This is a genomic window from Phycisphaerales bacterium (assembly GCA_016716475.1).
Taxonomy (GTDB): Bacteria; Planctomycetota; Phycisphaerae; order UBA1845; family Fen-1342; genus JADJWG01.
Genome location: JADJWG010000002.1, coordinates 1,080,213 through 1,099,823 on the forward strand (window position 1 = coordinate 1,080,213; position 19,611 = coordinate 1,099,823).

The 19,611-nt window shown below is 64.3% G+C and carries 16 protein-coding genes; 9 read left to right on the forward strand and 7 right to left on the reverse strand.

Annotated elements, in window-relative coordinates:
- Positions 1 to 173 precede the first annotated feature (173 nt).
- Positions 174 to 3,482, reverse strand: a complete 3,309-nt coding sequence (locus tag IPM18_12115) for a serine/threonine protein kinase (GenBank protein ID MBK9120328.1) — start codon at positions 3,480 to 3,482, stop codon at positions 174 to 176.
- 61 nt (positions 3,483 to 3,543) lie between these two features.
- Entirely contained in the window at positions 3,544 to 4,167 is a 624-nt protein-coding gene (locus IPM18_12120) for a sigma-70 family RNA polymerase sigma factor (GenBank protein ID MBK9120329.1), read from the reverse strand.
- A 160-nt stretch (positions 4,168 to 4,327) separates the two neighbouring features.
- On the opposite strand from IPM18_12120, the gene IPM18_12125 reads away from it, so the two are divergent.
- The 3 genes from IPM18_12125 to IPM18_12135 all read left to right on the forward strand — a co-directional run bounded on the left by IPM18_12125 (position 4,328) and on the right by IPM18_12135 (position 7,272).
- Entirely contained in the window at positions 4,328 to 5,044 is a 717-nt protein-coding gene (locus IPM18_12125) for a hypothetical protein (GenBank protein MBK9120330.1), read from the forward strand.
- Between the two features lie 99 nt (positions 5,045 to 5,143).
- Entirely contained in the window at positions 5,144 to 6,556 is a 1,413-nt protein-coding gene (locus IPM18_12130; protein ID MBK9120331.1) for a DUF1080 domain-containing protein, read from the forward strand.
- A gap of 122 nt (positions 6,557 to 6,678) precedes the next feature.
- Positions 6,679 to 7,272, forward strand: coding sequence for a YkgJ family cysteine cluster protein (locus IPM18_12135; GenBank protein ID MBK9120332.1), 594 nt, complete (start codon positions 6,679 to 6,681; stop codon positions 7,270 to 7,272).
- 101 nt (positions 7,273 to 7,373) lie between these two features.
- On the opposite strand, the gene IPM18_12140 is transcribed toward IPM18_12135, so the two are convergent.
- The 4 genes from IPM18_12140 to IPM18_12155 all read right to left on the reverse strand — a co-directional run bounded on the left by IPM18_12140 (position 7,374) and on the right by IPM18_12155 (position 12,441).
- Positions 7,374 to 7,703 (reverse strand): hypothetical protein, encoded by a 330-nt coding sequence (locus tag IPM18_12140; protein MBK9120333.1) that lies wholly within the window; start codon positions 7,701 to 7,703, stop codon positions 7,374 to 7,376.
- Between the two features lie 186 nt (positions 7,704 to 7,889).
- Entirely contained in the window at positions 7,890 to 9,233 is a 1,344-nt protein-coding gene (locus IPM18_12145) for a Gfo/Idh/MocA family oxidoreductase (GenBank protein ID MBK9120334.1), read from the reverse strand.
- Positions 9,234 to 9,321: 88 nt separating this feature from the next.
- Positions 9,322 to 10,260 (reverse strand): TIM barrel protein, encoded by a 939-nt coding sequence (locus IPM18_12150; GenBank protein ID MBK9120335.1) that lies wholly within the window; start codon positions 10,258 to 10,260, stop codon positions 9,322 to 9,324.
- A gap of 159 nt (positions 10,261 to 10,419) precedes the next feature.
- Positions 10,420 to 12,441 (reverse strand): S9 family peptidase, encoded by a 2,022-nt coding sequence (locus tag IPM18_12155; GenBank protein MBK9120336.1) that lies wholly within the window; start codon positions 12,439 to 12,441, stop codon positions 10,420 to 10,422.
- Between the two features lie 323 nt (positions 12,442 to 12,764).
- On the opposite strand from IPM18_12155, the gene IPM18_12160 reads away from it, so the two are divergent.
- The 5 genes from IPM18_12160 to fahA all read left to right on the forward strand — a co-directional run bounded on the left by IPM18_12160 (position 12,765) and on the right by fahA (position 17,477).
- Positions 12,765 to 12,923 (forward strand): hypothetical protein, encoded by a 159-nt coding sequence (locus IPM18_12160; protein ID MBK9120337.1) that lies wholly within the window; start codon positions 12,765 to 12,767, stop codon positions 12,921 to 12,923.
- Positions 12,924 to 13,056: 133 nt separating this feature from the next.
- On the forward strand, positions 13,057 to 13,821 hold the full coding sequence (locus tag IPM18_12165) for a sugar phosphate isomerase/epimerase (protein ID MBK9120338.1): 765 nt from the start codon (positions 13,057 to 13,059) through the stop codon (positions 13,819 to 13,821).
- A 167-nt stretch (positions 13,822 to 13,988) separates the two neighbouring features.
- Positions 13,989 to 14,699 (forward strand): PTS sugar transporter subunit IIA, encoded by a 711-nt coding sequence (locus IPM18_12170; GenBank protein MBK9120339.1) that lies wholly within the window; start codon positions 13,989 to 13,991, stop codon positions 14,697 to 14,699.
- A 179-nt stretch (positions 14,700 to 14,878) separates the two neighbouring features.
- On the forward strand, positions 14,879 to 16,075 hold the full coding sequence (locus IPM18_12175) for a peptidylprolyl isomerase (GenBank protein MBK9120340.1): 1,197 nt from the start codon (positions 14,879 to 14,881) through the stop codon (positions 16,073 to 16,075).
- A 109-nt stretch (positions 16,076 to 16,184) separates the two neighbouring features.
- A complete protein-coding gene (gene fahA / locus IPM18_12180; GenBank protein ID MBK9120341.1) occupies positions 16,185 to 17,477 on the forward strand; it encodes a fumarylacetoacetase in 1,293 nt (430 codons plus the stop codon).
- A 118-nt stretch (positions 17,478 to 17,595) separates the two neighbouring features.
- Here the strand turns inward: fahA and IPM18_12185 are convergent, their stop codons facing one another.
- Positions 17,596 to 17,757: a hypothetical protein gene (locus IPM18_12185; GenBank protein ID MBK9120342.1), complete on the reverse strand. Its 162-nt coding sequence runs from the start codon at positions 17,755 to 17,757 to the stop codon at positions 17,596 to 17,598.
- Positions 17,758 to 17,953: 196 nt separating this feature from the next.
- Here IPM18_12185 and IPM18_12190 point away from each other — a divergent pair, with 196 nt between their 5' ends.
- Positions 17,954 to 19,117 carry a hypothetical protein gene (locus IPM18_12190; protein MBK9120343.1) on the forward strand — a complete coding sequence of 388 codons (1,164 nt, stop codon included), beginning with the start codon at positions 17,954 to 17,956 and terminating at the stop codon, positions 19,115 to 19,117.
- Positions 19,118 to 19,611: the final 494 nt, after the last annotated feature.

Consider the following 19,611-nt stretch of genomic DNA (forward strand, 5'->3'; position numbering starts at 1 on the left):
TTAGGGCCCGAACATGCCCCCGGAGGCCTGGTCTCCAGCACCCGGCCCACTCCTGAAACGTGAACCACGAGCAACCCTTTCGCGCGAAATGGAGGAAATTTCCGGCTGTTCCGGCCCAATCGGTTGGAGGGACCCCCTGAAGAGTGGAGGCCCCCCCTACTGCATCTCTGTTCTCAGTGCGGGATTGGGGCTCCGCCGTGCCCCCGGCGCGGCTTGGCTCGCCAAAGGCGGAGCGAGGTGTCGTTACTGGCAGATACGAGCCAGTGCCCGTCCGGCGAGAATGCCAAACCCAGAATGCCCCCGCTGTGTGCCCGGAATGACAGCGCGATCCTGCCGTACCACGGATCCCAGAGACACAATTGGCCGTCGTAGCCCCCTGAAGCCAGCCGCCGACCATCCGGAGAGAAGGTGAGACTCTGCACGTACCCCCGGTGCCCCCTCAACAGATGTGTCGCCGCACCGCTACACGCATCCCAAATACGCACGGTCCGATCATGACCACCTGTGGCAATCATCGCCCCATCCGGCGAGTACGCGACCGCTATGACGATCCCCTCGTGACCTTCGAGCCGTCCGACCTCCTCCCCTGACACCGGGTCCCAGAGATGTACCACGCCATCCGATCCCGCCGCTGCGACCTGTGCTCCATCCGGTGAGAAGGTCACGCGATATAACCGTTCCGAACCGCTGAAAACACGGCGTACGATTACCCCGCGATCGGCATCCCAAAGCACAATCTCGCCGTCGAAACCGGTGGAGGCAAGCAGGTGGTCATCCGGCGAGAAGGCCAGGCCGAAGATATTCTGGCTGTGCCCCTCCAAGCGATGCAGCAGGGCGCCCGTATCCATGTCCCAGACGAAAACCTTGCCGTCAAAGCCACCGGTCGCGCTGCGCCTTCCATCGTGACTGAGCGCCAGCGCATCGATGTTTCCCAGCGGCTGACGAGCAATCCGGCGCGATTCGGTACGCTCCACATCCGTGGCGCGAATGGCGCCGTCGCGTCCTGCGGAGATCACCTGCTGGTTATCTGGCGACACCGCGACACCACGCACGAGATCCGTATGCACCTGTAATCGCGTGGATGGCTGCGAATCCGTGGCCGACCACACCCTGACGGTGCCGTCGGCGCTGGCCGAACACAGCCACGCTCCATCCGACGAGAAGGCCACAGCATGAACAGCCGCAATGTGGCCATAGTGGGTCGCGACGAATTGCCGCTCCTCCAGGTCCCACACACGAATCACGAGCCCCAGGCAAATCGCCAGGTGCCGCCTGTCCGGGCTGAAGGCAATACCACCGGGCAATTCGGGGTGACATGCAATCACGTCGACCTCCGCGCCTGTGGCCGGATTCCAGAGCCGGACACTCGTATCGTTGCTGCTCGATGCGATGAGCTGTCCATCGGGGCTGTACGCCACGGCCCGCACTACGCCGCCGTGGCCGGCAATGGTTCGCACCTCGTGACTGCCAGACACGGACCACAGCCGGACCGTCGAATCCTCACCCCCCGAGACGAGGTAGGCACCATCGGGAGAGAACGCGATACACCGGATTCGCTCTGTATGCCCAGTTAGCGGGACGCCGGATTCTCCAGTCGCAGGGTTCCATAGGCGTATGGTCCCGTCGCTGCTGGCCGATGCGATGATCCTGCCATCCGGAGCAACGGCGACGCCGTTGACGTTGGCCGTATGCCCGCGCCACGCTTCGAGCAGCTCACCTGTTCGTACATTCCACAACCGGACCGTATTGTCATTGCTGGTGGAGACAACCCGTTCGTTGTCCGGTAGAAATGCGACGGCGTTCGCACTCATCTCGTGGCCGGTGAGCAGCCGAAATTCCATCCCGGTCGCCGTGCTCCAGATCCGAATCGTGCGATCTACGGCCGCCGATGCAACCAGGGTGTCATCCGGTGAGAACACTGCGGCGCGCACCTCCAGCGTATGCCCCAGGAGAGTGCCCACACTGGTATCGGTAAACCGACGAAGGTAGTGCCACTCCCAGTCGCGCAGGTCCTCGGGGCACTCCTCCAGCAGTTGGCTCAGACGCAGCGTGTTCTCCGCCTCAAGGGCCGCCTGTGCCAGGGCGATGGTGTTGAAATAGGCGGTTCGGCGGAGCTGCTCGGCCCGGTCCTCCGCAAGGCGAAAGCCGTGGTCCGCGACCTGGTACGCCCGCTCTGCCCGTACTCGTTCCCGGGCGGCCGATCGGTACAGCAGGGCGAACGTGGTCGCCGCCGCGACGGTAAGTACGAAAAATGAAGCGGCCACCGCTGCTACCGCTCTGTGCCGCGCAAGTGTCTTGCGGAGCACGTACCAGCCGCTATCGCGTTTCGCATCGATCGGTGCACCAGCAAGGTAACGCCGCAGGTCGCGCCCCAGCTCACCCGCAGAGCCGTACCGACGCTCGCGCTGCTTGTTCAGGCAGGTCAGCACGATCGTCTGCAGCTCGTCGCTGATGCCCGTGTGCAGGGAGCGTGGTCGCCGCGGCTCCACGGACAGGATGTTCTGGATCACTTCGTGGAGTGGGCCACGCACTTCGTATGGAAAGTGACCGGTCAGGGCCTGATACAGCATGACTCCCAGTGAATAAACGTCGGTGCGCACGTCCAACTCGTGACGCCGCCCGGCCGCCTGTTCGGGGCTTGCCCACGGCAGTGACCCGACAAACTGCCCGCTGCGGGTCATCGTCACTTCGTCCGTCGCCTCGGCCTGCGTGCCGGTTAGTTTCGCCAGGCCAAAATCGAGCACGTGCGGCTCGCCATTTTCCGTCACGCGTACGTTGCTGGGTTTGAGATCCCGGTGAATCACACCGCGCAGGTGCGCCGCTTCCACTGCGTCGCAAAGCTTGCCAAACACGGCCAGGATGTGCTCGCTCTCCTCCCGCTGCTGCCGCGCGGTGGGCAGCGTACCTGCCTGCGCGGTGCGCTGCTGCACATATTCGTCGAAGGGCAGACCCGCGATGTAGTCCATCACGAAGTAATGTCGACCTGCCACACTACCGCTGTCGTGAATGGTCACGATGTTGGGGTGTTTCAGCGTCGCAAGGATCTGCACTTCGCGCTCAAAGCGCACCCGCTCATCAGCCCCGGCGAATGGTCCCTCGCGCAGCACCTTGATGGCCACTTCACGCCGGGTGGCCGCGTGCATCGCCAGGTACACCACGCCTTGGCCGCCGCGATGAATCTCGCCCAGCAGCGTATATCCCGGCAAGGCGCCGATGAATCCCTCCACGTTCTCATCCGGGTTCGTGCCCGTCTCCACCGCCGACGGGACGCGTGGCAGGGCGGCGCGCTCCAGGGCCCCTTCGATCGCCGCCAGCTTGCGCAGTTCAATTTTCAGCTCCGGCAGGAGATCCGCGTGGGCGGCGAGAACTTCGTCGTCCGAGAGGGTGTTTCCGGCCGCGCGCTTTCGAATACACTCCCGCGCCACGGCGCGCACACGTGTGGAGCGCTCAATGGGATCCGGCTCGCTCCGCGGTGCATTCATCGACTCGCCCACCATCCGCCGCGCGGCACAATCTACCTGGTGGTGTCCGCGTCCGTGACCATCACGCCTTGCGACTCAGGTAGCTTGAGTCCGGCCCCAGCAAATCCCGCATACGCCGCAACGCCCGGTGGCACAACATCTGCGCCGCCGCTTTCGTGAGCCCCAAGCGCTCCCCGATGGCGGCCACCGGCAACCCCTCGACATAGCGCAGGCGCAGCACCGTACGGTAATCTTCGGGTAGTTGTTCGAGTTGTACCTGAACCGCTTCGACCGCCTCTTGCCGCGCAGCCGTATGACTCGGCGTCCGTTCGTGACCCGCCAACTGACCGAGCAGGTCCACGAGTGAAGTCTCCCATTCGGCCGGTTGCGCCGCAGCCCGGCCGCCACCGCGCTTCGCCGTTCGTTGTGCGCGCAACAGGTCGATCAACCGATGCTCAGCGATCCGCGCGAGCCACCGGAAGAACGCATCCGGACCCGCCGGCGCGAACTGCGTGATCCCCTGTGCGGCCCGCACGAAGGTTTCCTGCAGGACATCTTCGACCCCTACACTGCCGCGCAACTCCGGTGGCAGCTTCGGCACGATGAAGCGTGCCAGCCGGTCGTAGTGTGTCAAGAGCAATTCCTCGAGCGCAGCCCGCTCTCCTCTCACCGCTGCATGCAGCAGATTCTCCTCACGCTCATCCATGGGATCAACCTGAGAGCGGACACCTCGGCCACTCCCAATCCTACGCGTCCCGCTGGTTGCTTCAAGCGCGGCTCCCGAATTGACCGGACCGATCTCGTCCCATCAACCTCGACCAGCGGGTAGAATGCCACCCGTAGCACCTGCCCCCGGGAGACCCGCCATGCGCCATGATTGCCTACTGCTGCTGCTCGGCCTGATGATCACCCCCGCCTTCGCCCAGCGCGCCGCGCTTTTCGATGAGCTGGACATCCTTTACCCCGACACGGACGCCACCACCGGTACCCAGCGGTTGGCGAGTAACACCCCGCGGGGCGTCCCGGCCGGCGTGCATGCGCTCGTGACAGGGCTTTCTCCGGATGCCACCCTGACCTGGCAGCTCCGGATCGATGGGACACCGGTCCCGGACGCCCGCGCATTCCAGCTTCTCGATGTTCCCGTGGAGCAGAATACCGGTCTCAGCAGCCGTACCGAGAGCTGGGACAAGAAACCTAACCCGCACGTCATCCGCAGGGCGCCGTTCCGCGTATTTGAAGTCCTCCGCCCCATCGATCAGTCTCTGAAGGTCGGCACGAGCGGCGTGCTGGCCCTGCGTGTCGAGGTGCCGCTCAGTCCGGAAAACGCCCCAGGCACGCGTAACTACACGCTGGACATTGCATCGGGAGGTTGGCGCCACTCGTTGCAATGGGAACTGACCGTCCACCCCGTCACCGTTCCGCCGCTTCGCGCTCAGCAGCACGGCTACACCAATTGGTTCAGTCCCGCGGTCATCGCGGAACGCCACGGACTCGAACCGTGGAGCGAGCCGTTCTGGAACATGCTCGGCCGCTATGCCGACCTGATGGCCCGTGGACGACAGAACACGTTCTGGGTTCGCTAGAGTGATTTCACCGCGCGCACCGACTCGGGTGCTCCACAACTCGACTCCAAGCGCCTCGCACGCTACGTACAAATTTTCCTCGATCGCGGCTTCACCTGTTTGGAAGGCGGCCACCTGGCTCACCGACACGGTGGCAACTGGGATTCTCCTCGGCTCGACTTCTTTCTGACCGGCAGTGATGTAACCAGCGACGCCGGGCGCGCCGAACTCGCCGACTTCCTCGTCGCGCTCCGGAGCACCCTCGCGGAACTCAACCCACCACCGTCTGTTCGCTACCTCCAGCACCTTACGGACGAACCCACCGACACCAACGCCACAAGTTACAAGGCCCTGGCGGAGCAAGTGCGAACCCACATGCCGGGTGTACGGATCTTCGAAGCCACCATGTCGCTCGCTTTGGTCGGCGCGGTGGACGTCTGGTGCCCGCAGGTTCAGGAGTACCAGCGCAACCGTGCGTTCTTCGACGCCCGCAGGCAGGCCGGTGATGGCGTGTGGATCTACACCTGCCTGATTCCCGGTGGTCCGTGGCTCAACCGCCTCCTTGACCAGGAGCGGTTGCGGCCTGTGCTGCTCGGCTGGTCGCTGGAGGCGAGCGACCTCGACGGCTTCCTGCACTGGGGCCTGAATCACTACCGCCCCGGCGTCGACCCCTTCGAACAGAGCGTCGTGCCGCATGGCGATGGTCCGCCGAACTTCCTGCCGGCCGGTGACTCGCATGTCCTTTACCCTGGACCGGACGGCCCGCTCTCCGGTCAACGCTTTGAAGCTCATCGCATCGGTCTGGAGGACGCCGCCCTGCTGCGTATGCTGAAAATGCATCACCCGCAACGCGCGGCCGAACTCGTCCAGGCCGTCTTCCGCGGCTTCGACGACTACGAGCGCGACGTCACCGCGTACCGCGCAACCCGGCGGCACCTGCTCACCGCGCTGGACTCCAAGGAGCCGGCCGACACCGGCGTGCTGTTGTTCAATGGGCGCGACCTGGCCGGCTGGACAGCTTACTTCCCCGATGGCACGAAAATGGAAGACGTTTGGCGCGTCGAAGACGGCATCCTCATTTGCAAGGGACAGCCGGCCGGCTATCTCCGTACGAAAGAGCAGTTTACAAACTTCCGCCTGACACTGCAGTGGCGCTGGAATCCGGCGACCCAGCAGGCCGGCAACAGCGGCGTGCTGCTGCGCGTCATCGGCGAGGAGAAGGTCTGGCCGCGCTGTGTCGAGGCCCAGCTTCAGCACGGCAACGCCGGGGACTTCTGGAACATCGGCGATTTCCCGATGCAAACCGAGCCCGACCGCACGCAGGGCCGCAACACGCGGAAGCTGGTCGCAGCCGAACGGCCGGTCGGCGAGTGGAACGAGTACGACATCCTCGTGGACGGTGGGCGCATCGCTCTGAGAATCAATGGGCAACTGGTCAACGAGGCCAGCGACGTGCTCGAGGTCCCGGGCTGGATCGGACTCCAGTCGGAGGGCACGGAGATCCACTTCCGGGAGATCCGCATCCAACGGTGAAGCGGCCAGTGCTTCTGGACAGCGGTAGTCTCGCGGGGCACCGCACCGCGCGCGAGGCGCGCCGGTCAACGTGCGTGGTATACTCCCCCGGAACGATCCTGTGCCCGAGCTTGGAGGTTAGCATGCCCGGGATTCTGTGCGAGCACTGCACGGCCGCGTGCTGTAACTACATCGCGTTGCCGATTGACGAACCCGAAACCCACGCGGAGTTCGAGGATCTGCGCTGGTTCCTGATTCACGAGCACGTCAGTGTCTTCGTCGAGGACGGTTCCTGGTTCATTGCATTTCAGACCCGCTGCCGACACCTGCGCGACGATCACCTCTGCGGCATCTACGATACGCGACCACAAATCTGCCGGGACTACTCAACCGAGAACTGCGACTATCACTCGGGAGATTACGGCTGGGAGCAGCACTTCACGGCACCGGAGCACCTCGACTCGTACATTCGCACCCACGGTCCGCAGGACGCGCGCAAGGGGGCCGCGGCGCGCGCGAAGCTCAATGGCCACAGCACCGCCCGCAATGCAAGGCCGGGCGCACACCGGAAGTCCGGCGACCGGCAGGTCGAGAACGGTGACGAGTCCGGCCCGCAGCGACGCCGCGGACGAAAAGTTCCACGGCGACTGCTCATGCCCCCGGCACAGTTCGCGCCCAACACACAGACCGACCGCCGCGGAGTGCCCCTGCCGGTACTACCGTCGCGCGAAGGATAGGCCACCCTACCGCCGGCCGCGCTGCTCCCCCCACAAGGAGAGCTCGCCCGTGCAGTGCGTATTGCACACTCCGCGCAGGATCGGAAGTGCACACGGCCGGGCTACTTCGGCTCGGCCTTGGCGTAAAATGTCCGTGGCGCCTCGCGGTAATAGCGGAACAGCGCCGGACAGAGCCACCCTTCCTGCTCGAGCTGCTCGCAGAAGTACCAGTTGCCACCCTGATCGGCCCGTAACCAGGTCAACTGATGCGTATGACCGGGGAACGGCTGCGCTGAGAACAGCAGGCGAAAACCCGCGTCCGCGTCTGGAATGCTCTTCACCATGTCGTCGATAATCGCGGGAATGCCGGACACAAATGGCTCCCGCGTAAGACCTACGGCGGCATCATCAAACACCCAGGTTCCCGCGTGCCGATACGGTGCCAGGACCATGATCGAATTCGTGGGACGGTAGATCCCGAACGGTTGCAGCACCCCGCGGTAGTATGCGACAGTGGCGGATACGGAAACGATGGCCAGCACTGCGACCGCAACACGCCAGAGCTTGAAAGTCTTCTTCATCGGTCCACCTGTACGGCCAGCCAGTGGGCCCCCGTCTTGCGTACCCGCGCGGTAGACCTACAACAACTTCGTCTGGCCGGGGTGGGCAATCTCCTCGACCGGCAGTTCAGCGAACTCGTAGTGCGGCGGCGTAAGATCGAGCTGCGAGCTGTTCAGCACCCATTCCCAGCTCAGCTCGCGACCGGTGTAGGCCGACATACGGCCAAGAATGGCCGTGAGGGTACTTTCAGCTACCTGACGGCCCTCGTTGAGCGGAGCGCCGCGACGGATGCTCGCGATGAGGTCGGCGTGCTCCTGCACGTAGGGATTCACAGGTGGGTCAGCGTCCTCGAAGCGATATGCCCGCGGACCGAAGATCTCGCCACTCGGATCCGCCGTGCCAGCAGTACCAACCAGGCGCTCCGAAACGCGCGTGGACGTGCCGTCGATCTGGCGGCACATGCTCAGCACGCGGGCGCCGTTGGCGTATTCGTACTCGACGGCGAAGTGGTCATAGACATTGCCATACTCCGGGGAGGTGCGACACTGCCGGCCACCAGTTCCGAGTGCCTTGACCGGCGGGCCGCCCATAGCCCAGTTCATAACGTCGAGATTGTGCATGTGCTGTTCGACGATGTGATCCCCCGAGAGCCACGTGAAGTACAGCCAGTTGCGGCACTGCCACTCCATGTCGCTCCATTCGGGCTGGCGCGCGAAATTCCACAGGCCGCCCTGGTTCCAGTAGCACTGCCCCGCAACGAGTTCGCCGATCGCCCCGGCGTGGATGCGCTGCAGCGTTTCGACATAGCTTGGCTGGTGGCGCCGTTGTGTCCCCGCGACGATCGCCAAACCGCGCTCCTCCGCCCGAGCCGCTGCCGCAAGGACCTTCCGCACCCCGACCGGATCCACCGCCACCGGCTTTTCCATGAAGACGTGTTTACCCGCTTCAATGGCGGCCGCGAGGTGCAACGGGCGAAAGTGTGGCGGCGTTGCAAGCAGCACGAGATCGATGTCGGCCGCAAGCACCCCGCGGTAAGCGTCGAAACCGATAAAGCAAGTTTCGTCCGTCGCGACAAAAGCCGGACCGAGCTTCTCCGCCAGGTAGCTGCGACTGGAAGCCAGTCGGTCGGCGAAGAGATCACCCATGGCCACAACGGTGATGTCTGGCGCAGCCATGACACAATCGAGCGCGGCCCCGGTACCACGTCCACCACAGCCGATCAACCCGACGCGCAGCGGCAGCGGCTTCGGATCAACATGGATCACGGCCGCCCGGGGCGCGGTGGTGGCGGCACGGTCGGTACGGGAAGTCGCCGATGATGCGCAGCCGCCGGCAACGGTGGCAGCCGCAGCCGCCATCGAAGTGCGCAGGAAATCTCGCCGCGAGAGCGGACTCGCCGCGGGTGTCGATCCGGGATTCATGATGTGCTCCACAGCGTGGTATCTCTCTGGCATCCACGGCCCGCACCAGTGCGGGGTGACGCCAGGAGTTGGCGATTCCGACCCACCGTCACTCATCGAACGCATCACACTGTCGGTAGGCCGTGATTACCGCCCGTTCACCCGCGCGGCCACCGCCGGACTTGCCATGTTCCATGCCGACGACACCGGCGAACTCCTTGCGGTGCAGGTGTCGGAAGATGTTGCGGTAGTTGATTTCGCCGGTAGTGGGCTCCTTGCGGCCGGGGTTATCACCGACCTGGAAGTAGGCGATTTCGTCCCAGGCGCGGTCGATATTGGGGATGAGATTCCCCTCGGTGACCTGCTGGTGGTAAAGGTCGTCGAGGATCTTGCAGGCGGCACTGCCGACGGCGCGGCAGATCGCGTAGGCCTGCGGGATTCGCGTGAGGAACAACCCCGGATGATCGCGCGGGTTGAGCGGCTCCAACACCATGGTGAGACCGGCCGGCGCGCACACCTCCGCACACGCCTTGAGATGGTCCACCAGATTCGCAGTTTGGTATTCAAACGCCTGTCGAGCGTCGTACGGTCCGGGGACGACGGTACACCAGCGGGCGCCCACACATTGCGCTGCCGCTACGGCGGTGCGCATCTGGGTGATGAGCATCTGGCGGATGTCGGCGTCGGCCTTCACCATCGTCGGCTGGCTCCACTCTGCGTAGGCCACGAAGACTCCCATCGTCATGTTCAACCGGGATAGTTCCGCGCCAATACGCTCCTGAAGCTCGACCGGACGTCCGAGTAGCCCGTTATCCTCCAGGGCCAGAAAACCCTCGTCGGCCATGAAGCGGAGTTGGTCGAGCAGATCATCGCCGGCATGCTCCGTAAACATGCCGAAGTGTGGTGCATACTTCAGCTTGAACGGAGTTGGCGGCGCGCCCTCGGGTTCGTCGGGCGCCACGGGTCCCGCGGCCAGCGCTGGCACGACCTGCTCTGATACGGCCGCCAGCCCCGCAGCCCCCAGCGCCAGAAATGTGCGTCGATCCATCCGGCCACCCTCGCGAACGGGCAGCGGCGAGTACCCGCGCCGGGTGCGCGGGGCGGCCTTCACCGCACGCTCCAGCGGCACGATAGGGCGGCCGCGCTGCGCGGTCAACGAGCAGCGCGGCCGCCTCAACGGAGGGCCCTTTTCACAACGGATCGTGGACTACTTGTCCTCGGTACGGAACGCTTCGAGCGCCGCGCGGAGCCCTGGCACACCGCCGGCACCACTGGGAATCTGGACGCTCGAGCCGGCGAAGGCGTCACCGATCGGCTCAAAACGGCCTCCGAGGTGCTCGGCCAGGAAGGCCTCAGCTACCGCGTTGAATGCCAGCCGGTTCTCGGGGCGGGCGAAGCCGTGGCCTTCGTCGGGGAAGAGCACATAGGTCACCGGGATGTTCTTCGCTTCCATCGCCTGCACGATTTGGTCGGACTCGGCCTGCTTGACACGCGGATCATTCGCACCCTGCCCGATGAGCAGCGGGCGCGCAATCTTCTCCACATGCGTAAGCGGGGAACGCTCGGACAGCAGCTTGCGCCCTTCCTCGGTGCGTGGGTCGCCCACACGGCTCATGAACATGTCAAGCAGTGGCTTCCAGTACGGCGGGACCGACTCGATCAGCGTGTGCAGGTTGGATGGGCCGACAATGCTGACGCCACAGGCAAAGCGGTCCGGGGTGAGAGTCAGGCCGGCGAGGGCCGCATAGCCCCCGTAGCTGCCGCCCATGATCGCGATCCTGTCAGCCGGCGCGATGCCCTCCCGCACCGCCCACTCCACCGCGTCGATCAGGTCGTCGTGCATCTTCCGGCCCCACTCGAGGTCGCCGGCGTTGACGAAATTCTTGCCAAAGCCCGTGGAGCCTCGGAAGTTCACAGACAGCGTCGCGTAGCCGCGATTGGCGAACCACTGGTGGTATGGGTTGTAACCCCAGGAGTCACGGGCCCAAGGCCCCCCATGCACGAAGAGCACCAGCGGCACGGGCTGCTGCGGGCGGGTCGTGCCTTCGGCCGCGCTGCCCGCCGGCAAGGTGAGGTAACTGACCAGTTTCAGGCCATCGCGCGCGGGAATGACCACCGGGTGCATCTGTACAAGCGGCAACCCTTCCAGGGCCGCACGGTTCGTGAAGAGGAAGCGGGCCTTCTGCGTGCCGCGGTCGTAGTGGTAGTACCGCACCGGGCCGTTGTCGAGCTCGTAGGCCACGAGCCACTGCCGATCGTCGAGTGTGCGGCTGACGACGTCGAATTCGCCATCAGCCACCCGGGCCAGCACTTCAACGTCAGCATTGATCCCCGCGTCGAGAATCTGCCACTCGCGCCGCTCGTACTCCACGGCGACCGCTTCGATCTCTTTACGCGTCGGGTGGATCATCACGTCACTTACGTCAGCCCGCGGATCCTGGGCGATGAGACGCGCGCTGCCGTCCGCCAGTTGCACCGCCATGAGCGCCGCAGTGTCCCGTCCCCGGCTGTCGATCATGTAAAGCACATCACCGGTTGCGTTGAGGCCGACGGGGTTCGTCGTCATGCTGTCGGCCTGGCTGATCTGCGCGAAAGAGGACCAACCGTCAGTACCCCGCTGAAAGAACTCGCTGCCACCGTCGGGCGTCATGCCAATGGCGAAACGCACGGAGTAGTCGTCGTCCGTGAGGTAGCCCACGTAGCCGGCTTCGTTCTTCTCGACCAGTTCCCGCGCCCCGGTGCTGAGGTTGACGCGATAGAGATCGTGCAGTTGTGGGACCCGATCGTTCAGCCCGATTAGAATCGCCTCCGGGTGTTTCGGCGAAACTTCCTGGATCCGGGCCTGCACGCCGCTTTCAGGAGTGAGGTCACACACCTCGTTGCTGCGGAGGTCCACCACGTAGATCCGCCAGTTCTCGTCACCATCGCGATCCTGGAGGTACACCACGTGCTGGTTCGTGTACGCCCAGAAGTACGCCCGTATGCCGCGGCCCTTGTCGCGCGTGATGGCCCGTGCGGCCGCAAGGTCGTCCACAGGCGCGACCCACACGTTCAACACCCCGTCCAGCGGCGCGAGATAGGATAGCTGCTTTCCGTCCGGGCTCAGTCGTACACTGGCACGATCGGGATTACCGAACAGGACAGACCGCGGAATCAGCGGTGTTTCGGCCACCGCACTCCAACCCCACGCGAGAAGGCACACCGATAGCACAAGCACTCTACGACGCATACGCTGACTCTCCTGTGTTTTTCCGTAGCCCCGGCCACGGTCGGCGGTCACGCCACCCCCGGTCGCGCGTTGTTCCGCCCAACGGTGCGGGTTGCACCAATCCAATCGACCCAGTACCCCCATTTGGTATCACCGTCGTGTGGTGCTGTCAAAGAACGCTATTGGTCGTAACTTGTCAGCGGCAGCCACCACGGGGTCCCCACTGCCGTCTTGGTCCCCGGTTGACGGAAACGCCGCTGCGGACAATAGTTTGCGCCACAGCGGGCGGCGCGGCCGCCGTTTCATCCTAGTTCGTATCCTGTATTCGGAAGTGAGACTCGAACATGCGCAATCACCTGACGAAATTCGCCTATGCATTTCTGAGTGGCGCCGTCCTCTTCCAGGCCCCGGGCTGCGCCGAAACCGCTTTGGGGATCACGACCCTGTCATCGGCGATTACCGCAGGTGCAGTTGTGTACCTCGTCTTCCGGGTCGTGCGCTAGCACGAAGGAATCGCGTACCCCGGCCGCTGCGCTGGGATATAACCGCGACCCCGCGGGTGTCGGCTGCGTGCCGCACGAGCCACCCGCGCCGTCGGGGGGGATTGGTTGGACTGGGGGGTCAAGGAGCCCGCCGATGTCACCCAGTGTGATTGCCTGCCGTGTTCCAAGTTACGCACCATTTGAGACCATTGCCTACGAACACCTGGCGGGGCTCGGGCTGCGGCATGTGGAAATCCCGCTGCCTGCATTGGACGACGTCGCCGCCACACGCGCATTGCTACTCCGCCATGGGCTTAGCGCTTCGTCCCTGCACGGGACGTGTGATGTCAGCTTGCCGGATGTTCGTGCGCGCGTGGCTGCCCAGATGCCCGTATGTGCTGCCCTGGAAGCAAATATTCTCTTCGTGTCCGTGAAGGCCGGTGAGACGCCGAAAACGACGGTATATGAGCGGCTGCACGCCGCGGGCGAGGTGGCGGCAGAACACGGCGTCACAATCGTGTTGGAGACGCACCCGGACCTGGTGACGAATGCCGCGGAAGCCCTCGCCACCATGCGCGGGGTGAATCACCCCCATGTACGGATCAATTACGACACGGCCAACATTTTCTTCTACAACCATCAGGTGGATGGTGTAGCGGAACTGCAACAGATTGTGGAGTACGTCGGAGCAGTCCATCTGAAGGAGACGAACGGCGGTTACCGTAGCTGGCATTTCCCTGCTTTGGGCCGTGGCGTGGTTCGTTTCCGTGAGACTTTCCAAGTGCTTGATGACGCTGGCTTTACGGGACCGTGCACGCTGGAGATCGAAGGAATTGAAGGCGAGACGAAAACCGAACGGCTGGTCTGTGACCGGATTGCGGAGTCGGTTGGTTACTTGCGGGGTCTGGGGCGGCTCTGAGTGCTGGGCTGGAATCCGGGCGCGGGCACGGTAAAATCTACGTAAGGGGAGACAGAGAAAGTACTTGACGTTGCATCGGTTCCGGTGCCGATAGCAGCGCAGGTTGGTTCTGATCCGAGTACGCTGCAGGGAGGTGGCGTGCGGCGGGAAGTGTACAGGTTGACGGCATGCCATTCGGCAATCTCAGCATTGAAGAACTCTCGCGCCACATCGGGATGGATGCGCGCATCGTCCGGAAATGGGCCGACAAGGGCGTGTTGCCCGGTCAGTTGGTAGGTGGGCACTGGCGTTTCAACCGGGCTGAGATGCTTGAATGGCTGCAACAACAGATGCACGGGCTCGACGAGGAACACGTTCGTAACCTCGAGCGTGCCATGCGAAGCCACGAATGCGATGATGAACTTGCAATTTCCGTCCGGCTGGCCTTGGAAGCCATCGAGTTGAACCTCGCGGCACGCTCACGCTCCTCGGTGCTGAAGGAGCTAGTTCGGGTTGCCGAGCGCACCGAGTTGGTCTACGACAGCGGGGAAATCACTGCTGCACTCGAGCAGCGCGAGGCGCTCGGCTCGACGGCCCTACCCAAGGGGATCGCGTTCCCCCACCCGCGCCGGCCCCTGCCCTACGCGACCGCTGAACCGCTGGTGTGTCTCGGCCGCATTCCGGCCGGGCTACCATTTGGCGCTCCGGACGGGCGTTTGACCGACCTTTTTGTCCTGATCGTGGCGCAGGATGAGCGTCAGCACCTGGGGCTGCTGGCACGGCTCGGAATGATTTTCAACACCTCGCTCCCGGACCGCCTACGGATGGTAGAGAGCGCTGCGGAGGCCCTGGAAGCAGTTCGCGAGGCCGAAATGGCCTTTGTGGCGGGGCGCAGGTAACGGTTCGGGGCGGGGGGTTTCCACGGAAGCACAATCGGCCGTAAGATTCCCGCCCGGCGAGTCTGTTCCGACCCCACGGGCTGGGTGTCCGAAACTCGCCCGATCATCGCCCTGATTGGCGATGTGCTGCGCACGCGCAGGCGCGCGGTGCGCAAGGTTCAACGCGAGGAGTGTTTTCCATGCAGAAGTTCTTCCGGGTGTGCGTGTGGCTGTCTTGCGGGCTGGCGCTGGCGCCGGCCATCGCCCAGGATGGCACACCGGCCCCCACCCCCACGCCGCCGGCGGGTGCGCCCACGACGGCTCCGGCACCAGTCGCCGGCGCGCCGACCACCAACGCGGCGAGCGAAGTCGCCGTGCGGGTCAACGGTGAGATTATTACCGAAGCCGCGGTGCGGGTCTTTTTCGAAGATCGACTGAAGGCGCAGGGTATTGACCCCGCGATGATGGAGCCGATGTTCGCGCAGGTGCACGACCAGATCGTGCAGACACTGGTGGTGAACCAACTGCTCGATGCCGAGGTCGAAAAGGCCGAGATCAAATTCACGGACGACGAGTACCGCGCGCGGATGGAACAGGACCTGCAGAAATACATGAAGGCGCAAGGCCTGACGCGCGAGGAAATCGCCGACCGCATCCAGCAGCAGACCGGCAAGAGTCTGGACGAGTTCATGGCCGAGCGGTCCGCCGCCCAGGATGTCCGGCAGAACTTCCGCTACGCCGCCCTGGTCGAGAAGCTCTTTCCTGACCGGATCAAGATTTCGGATGAGCGGGCGCGCGAGTTCTACGATGCCGAGCGCGACACGCGTTATACCCAGCGTGAGGAAGTGCGCGCCAGTCACGTGCTGGTGAGCACGCAAGGCATGTCACCGGAGCAGAAAGCTGAGGCCCGTAACAAAGCGGTGACGATCCTGGCCAACGCCCGTGCCTCTGGTGCGGACTTCGCAGCGCTGGCCCGAGATAACTCGGACTGCCCATCCAAGAGCCAGGGTGGCGACCTGGGTTTCTTCCCCCGGCAAGGGGCCATGGTGGAGCCGTTCGCGGCTGCGGCCTATGCCCTGCAGGTGGGCGAGATCAGCGATCTCGTTGAAACGGATTTCGGTTATCACATCATCAAGACCACGGAGCGGCGCGAAGCCCGCGTGATCCCCTTCGAAGAAGCCCGCGATGGCATCAAGACGCAATTAAGCGAGATGCAGCTCCAGGAGACGCTGCGGGAGTTCGCGGAGAAACTTCAGCGCGAGGCGAAGATCGAATACCCGCCCGGCAAGGAACCACCACCCCCACCGGCTCCACCGACACCACCGACGCCGCCGAGCCCGCCGGCCGAGGATACTCCCAAGTCGGAGTCTGAGCAGCCGAAGCCCGAATCGGAGTAATCGCTCCGCGGTTACCCGCTGCCGCCGCGTCCGCTGGAACGCGGGCGCGGGGGTCGGGTCGCGGCCCAGCACACAATCCACCGCACGTGCGACCCGCTGCGAGGCCACGATGCAGAGTCCACCCGCTCCGGCGCTGCGATCGTTTATCGACGTAGCGCCGGATTCGCATTTTCCGATTCAGAACCTGCCATACGGGATCTTTATCCCCCAGCCGGGGGAGCTGCCGCGCGTCGGCGTCGCAATCGGGGAATACGTACTCGACCTCGCAGTCCTGGCGGAGCGTGGCCTCCTGGACGGTCCGCAGCTACGTGGCCAACGCGTTTTCGACCAAGAGACACTCAACGCCTTCATCGCGCTGGGCCCGGCGGCCTGGAACGAGGCGCGCGCCCAGATCACGCACGTGTTGCGACACGACGTCGCGCTGCTGCGTGACGATGTGGCGCTGCGCGACATGGCCCTGATCCCCCAAACGGCGGTGGAGCTGTGTCGCCCGGTACGTCCCGGCGGCTTCACCGACTTCTACGCCTCGCGCGAACATGCCGAAACGGTCGGCCGACTTTTCCGTGGGCCCGAAGCGAAGCTCCCGCCGCAGTACCTGCACCTACCCATCGGCTACCACGGCCGTACCAGTTCGATTGTCGTGAGCGGTGCGCCGATTGTTCGTCCCACCGGTCAATTCCTGCCCGCTGACGCTACCGCGCCAACCTGTGGACCTTCACGGCAACTCGATTTCGAGCTGGAAGTCGGGGTGTTCGTCGGACGGGGGAATGCACAGGGACGCCCCATCCCGATGAACCGGGCACCCAATCAGATGTTCGGACTCGTGCTTGTGAATGACTGGAGTGCGCGCGACATTCAGGCCTGGGAGTACGTACCCCTGGGCCCGTTCCTCGGCAAGAACTTCGCCACCACGATCTCTCCGTGGGTGGTCCCGCTGGCGGCCCTCGAACCATTCCGATGCGAGGCCCCTCGCCAGGATCCGCCCCCTCTGCCTTACCTGCAAACCCGCGGCCCCCAAACGTGGAACCTGCACCTCGAGGTGAGGTTGCAAGCCGCTGGTGCAGCCGCACCCACAACCATCAGCCGGACCAACTTCCGCGGAATGTACTGGACGCTGATTCAACAGCTCGTGCATCACACCGTTGGCGGCTGCAACCTGGAGCCGGGGGATTTGCTCGCCAGTGGGACAGTCAGTGGTTCAGCGCCGGACGCACGTGGTTGCCTGCTTGAACTTACGGAACGCGGCACACGGCCATTGCAGTTGGCCCCCGGGATCACGCGCACGTGGCTCGATGATGGTGATACCGTGACACTGACGGGCTGGTGTGCGGGTGACGGCTACCGGGTAGGATTCGGGGAATGCCGCGGTTCCATAACCGCAGCCGCACCCCATGAAGCATGAACGCGGGCTGACCGCCTCGACCTGCGACCCATCACGCGTATTGCGCATACGACGACCCCGGGCAGCGCGCGGGAAAGCGCGGTGCGCGGGGTCGCCCACTATTCTCATGCCCGGCGGACTAAGCCGTGCCTGTCCCGGCTGCCACGCCGGTCAGCAGTGCGCTGACGACCTGCGTTGCAAGGGCCTGGACAAGGTAGAAAGTGAGGTCGGTGGCGCAGGCCGAGAATTGCATGAGCACCGCACCGCTCGCCATCAGCGTGAACCACTTGAACTTCTTCATGCGTACACTCCCACGGGAGGCCGCGGCGCCGTACGCCGCCCGACACGGTCCGGCCTCGCGAATCCTATCGGACAATATACCCCACGAGCCGGAGCGCACAAGTCGCACCCTGCGGGCGGCTTGTCAGCGGGCGACGCGCCGCGATAATCGGAAGCTTGGCGTAAACACGTTGCCTACCGCGAGGGACAGGATGCGTATGAATCGACCACGTTCCCATTCCGCCTCCCGCCGACCTGCCACGGCCCACACGCTGCTGCTGGCACTGCTCGGCGGCTTGGCGTTGGCCGTCGTCGCACTCCTGTGGGCCGGAACCAGTGGTACAACCACGGTCGCTGCGAATTCGACCGCCGTAACCTGGCAAACCAACGACATGCAGATCCCCTTCCGTGGGATGGCCATTCAACTTGCTTCCGGCTGGAAACCGGTCGAAACGTACGGCCCGCTGATCGACGAAGTCGCGGCCCTCGGTGCGAACACCGTGCTGCTGAGCGTCTCGGGCTATATGGAGCATGCCCGTTCGCAGGCGATCTACATCGACACGCGGAAAGTCCCTTCTGGGGACGATCTCAAGACGCTGATCAGCCGGGCGCGCGAACGCGAACTGCACGTGATCCTGATGCCGATCGTGTTGTTACGCAATCCGCGGGGCAACGAGTGGCGTGGGATCATCGAACCGCCAAGTTGGGATGCGTGGTGGCAGGAGTATGAAGAGTTCATCCTGCATTTCGCCGATATCGCGCGCGAGGCGGAAGCCGACGCGCTCCTGGTGGGCTCCGAACTGCTGAGTACGGAGAAGTTTGAAGCCCGCTGGGAAAAACTGATCGCCGCGGTGCGTCCGCGCTTCCATGGTGGCAAGCTCGGGTACTCGGCCAACTGGGACCACTACCGCCCCATCCGCTTCTGGCAGCACCTCGACTTCATCGGACTGACTACCTACAACACGCTCTCCGATCGCAAGAATCCCACCGTGGACGAGGTGGCTGACAAGTGGAGGGAGATTCGCGCCACCATCCTGGATTGGCAGCGGCAGGTCGGTAAACCACTCGTCATGACCGAGGTGGGCTGGTGCAGTCAGGAGGGGGCGGCGATGGCGCCCTGGAATTACTACCAGAACCAGACCGCCAGCCCCGAAGGCCATGAGGAACAGCGGCGGCTCTACGAGGCGTTCTTGCGGGCCTGGGCCGATACACCGGAATTGCTTGGTGTCGTCTGGTGGGAATGGAGTTCGGCTCCGGGCGGCGCCGGCGACTTCGGGTACACCCCGCGTGGCAAGCCGGCCGAGGATGTCCTCAGATCGTGGTTCCGGGCCGGACGAAGCCCGCCCACGACCCGCCCCCACGACTCCTCCGAATCGAAATGACTCGGGCAGAAGTCGTTCGGAATCGCTCCCGGTCACGTGCGGCATAGCAGTGTGTGCCGTGACGAACTTCGACAATTTCCGATGCACCACACCGTGGTAGCCGAGTATAGTAGCTAGAGTGTGGGAGCCGGCTTGCGACCTGCGGGGCGGGCCGGTGCATGTCCGATCGATCGTCCTCACGAGGGAGTGCATCATGCGCAGTCGCCTGCATCCATGGCTCCGGCTCAGTCTCGCCGGTCTTTTGTTGACAGGGTACTGGGGAAGCACCGCCGCCCATGCACGGCCGGTGGGCGAAGGGCAGGAGTTCCCGAATTTCGAAGGCCGGTGCGTCCGTACCGGCAAACAGATCAACCTGAACGAGCTGCGTGGTAAAGTGGCTCCTCGCTGTTTTGTGTGGGTAAGACCGTGAGCTTGGTGACGTAAGTTGTGCGGGGTCTGGCGCTTTTCGATCGGGCGGCGGTCGGAGAGGATGCGGCGGATCAGGCGGCCGCAGC

Excerpts from the sequence above, each read along its gene's own strand:
- IPM18_12145 (MBK9120334.1), bottom strand. The coding sequence starts at position 9,233 with ATGAATCCCGGATCGACACCCGCGGCGAGTCCGCTCTCGCGGCGAGAT.
- IPM18_12150 (MBK9120335.1), bottom strand. The coding sequence starts at position 10,260 with ATGGATCGACGCACATTTCTGGCGCTGGGGGCTGCGGGGCTGGCGGCC.
- IPM18_12135 (MBK9120332.1), top strand. The coding sequence starts at position 6,679 with ATGCCCGGGATTCTGTGCGAGCACTGCACGGCCGCGTGCTGTAACTAC.
- IPM18_12140 (MBK9120333.1), bottom strand. The coding sequence starts at position 7,703 with ATGGTCCTGGCACCGTATCGGCACGCGGGAACCTGGGTGTTTGATGAT.
- IPM18_12175 (MBK9120340.1), top strand. The coding sequence starts at position 14,879 with ATGCAGAAGTTCTTCCGGGTGTGCGTGTGGCTGTCTTGCGGGCTGGCG.
- IPM18_12170 (MBK9120339.1), top strand. The coding sequence starts at position 13,989 with ATGCCATTCGGCAATCTCAGCATTGAAGAACTCTCGCGCCACATCGGG.
- IPM18_12165 (MBK9120338.1), top strand. The coding sequence starts at position 13,057 with ATGTCACCCAGTGTGATTGCCTGCCGTGTTCCAAGTTACGCACCATTT.
- IPM18_12185 (MBK9120342.1), bottom strand. The coding sequence starts at position 17,757 with ATGAAGAAGTTCAAGTGGTTCACGCTGATGGCGAGCGGTGCGGTGCTC.
- IPM18_12125 (MBK9120330.1), top strand. The coding sequence starts at position 4,328 with ATGCGCCATGATTGCCTACTGCTGCTGCTCGGCCTGATGATCACCCCC.
- IPM18_12120 (MBK9120329.1), bottom strand. The coding sequence starts at position 4,167 with ATGGATGAGCGTGAGGAGAATCTGCTGCATGCAGCGGTGAGAGGAGAG.
- IPM18_12155 (MBK9120336.1), bottom strand. The coding sequence starts at position 12,441 with ATGCGTCGTAGAGTGCTTGTGCTATCGGTGTGCCTTCTCGCGTGGGGT.
- fahA (MBK9120341.1), top strand. The coding sequence starts at position 16,185 with ATGCAGAGTCCACCCGCTCCGGCGCTGCGATCGTTTATCGACGTAGCG.
- IPM18_12115 (MBK9120328.1), bottom strand. The coding sequence starts at position 3,482 with ATGAATGCACCGCGGAGCGAGCCGGATCCCATTGAGCGCTCCACACGT.
- IPM18_12160 (MBK9120337.1), top strand. The coding sequence starts at position 12,765 with ATGCGCAATCACCTGACGAAATTCGCCTATGCATTTCTGAGTGGCGCC.
- IPM18_12190 (MBK9120343.1), top strand. The coding sequence starts at position 17,954 with ATGAATCGACCACGTTCCCATTCCGCCTCCCGCCGACCTGCCACGGCC.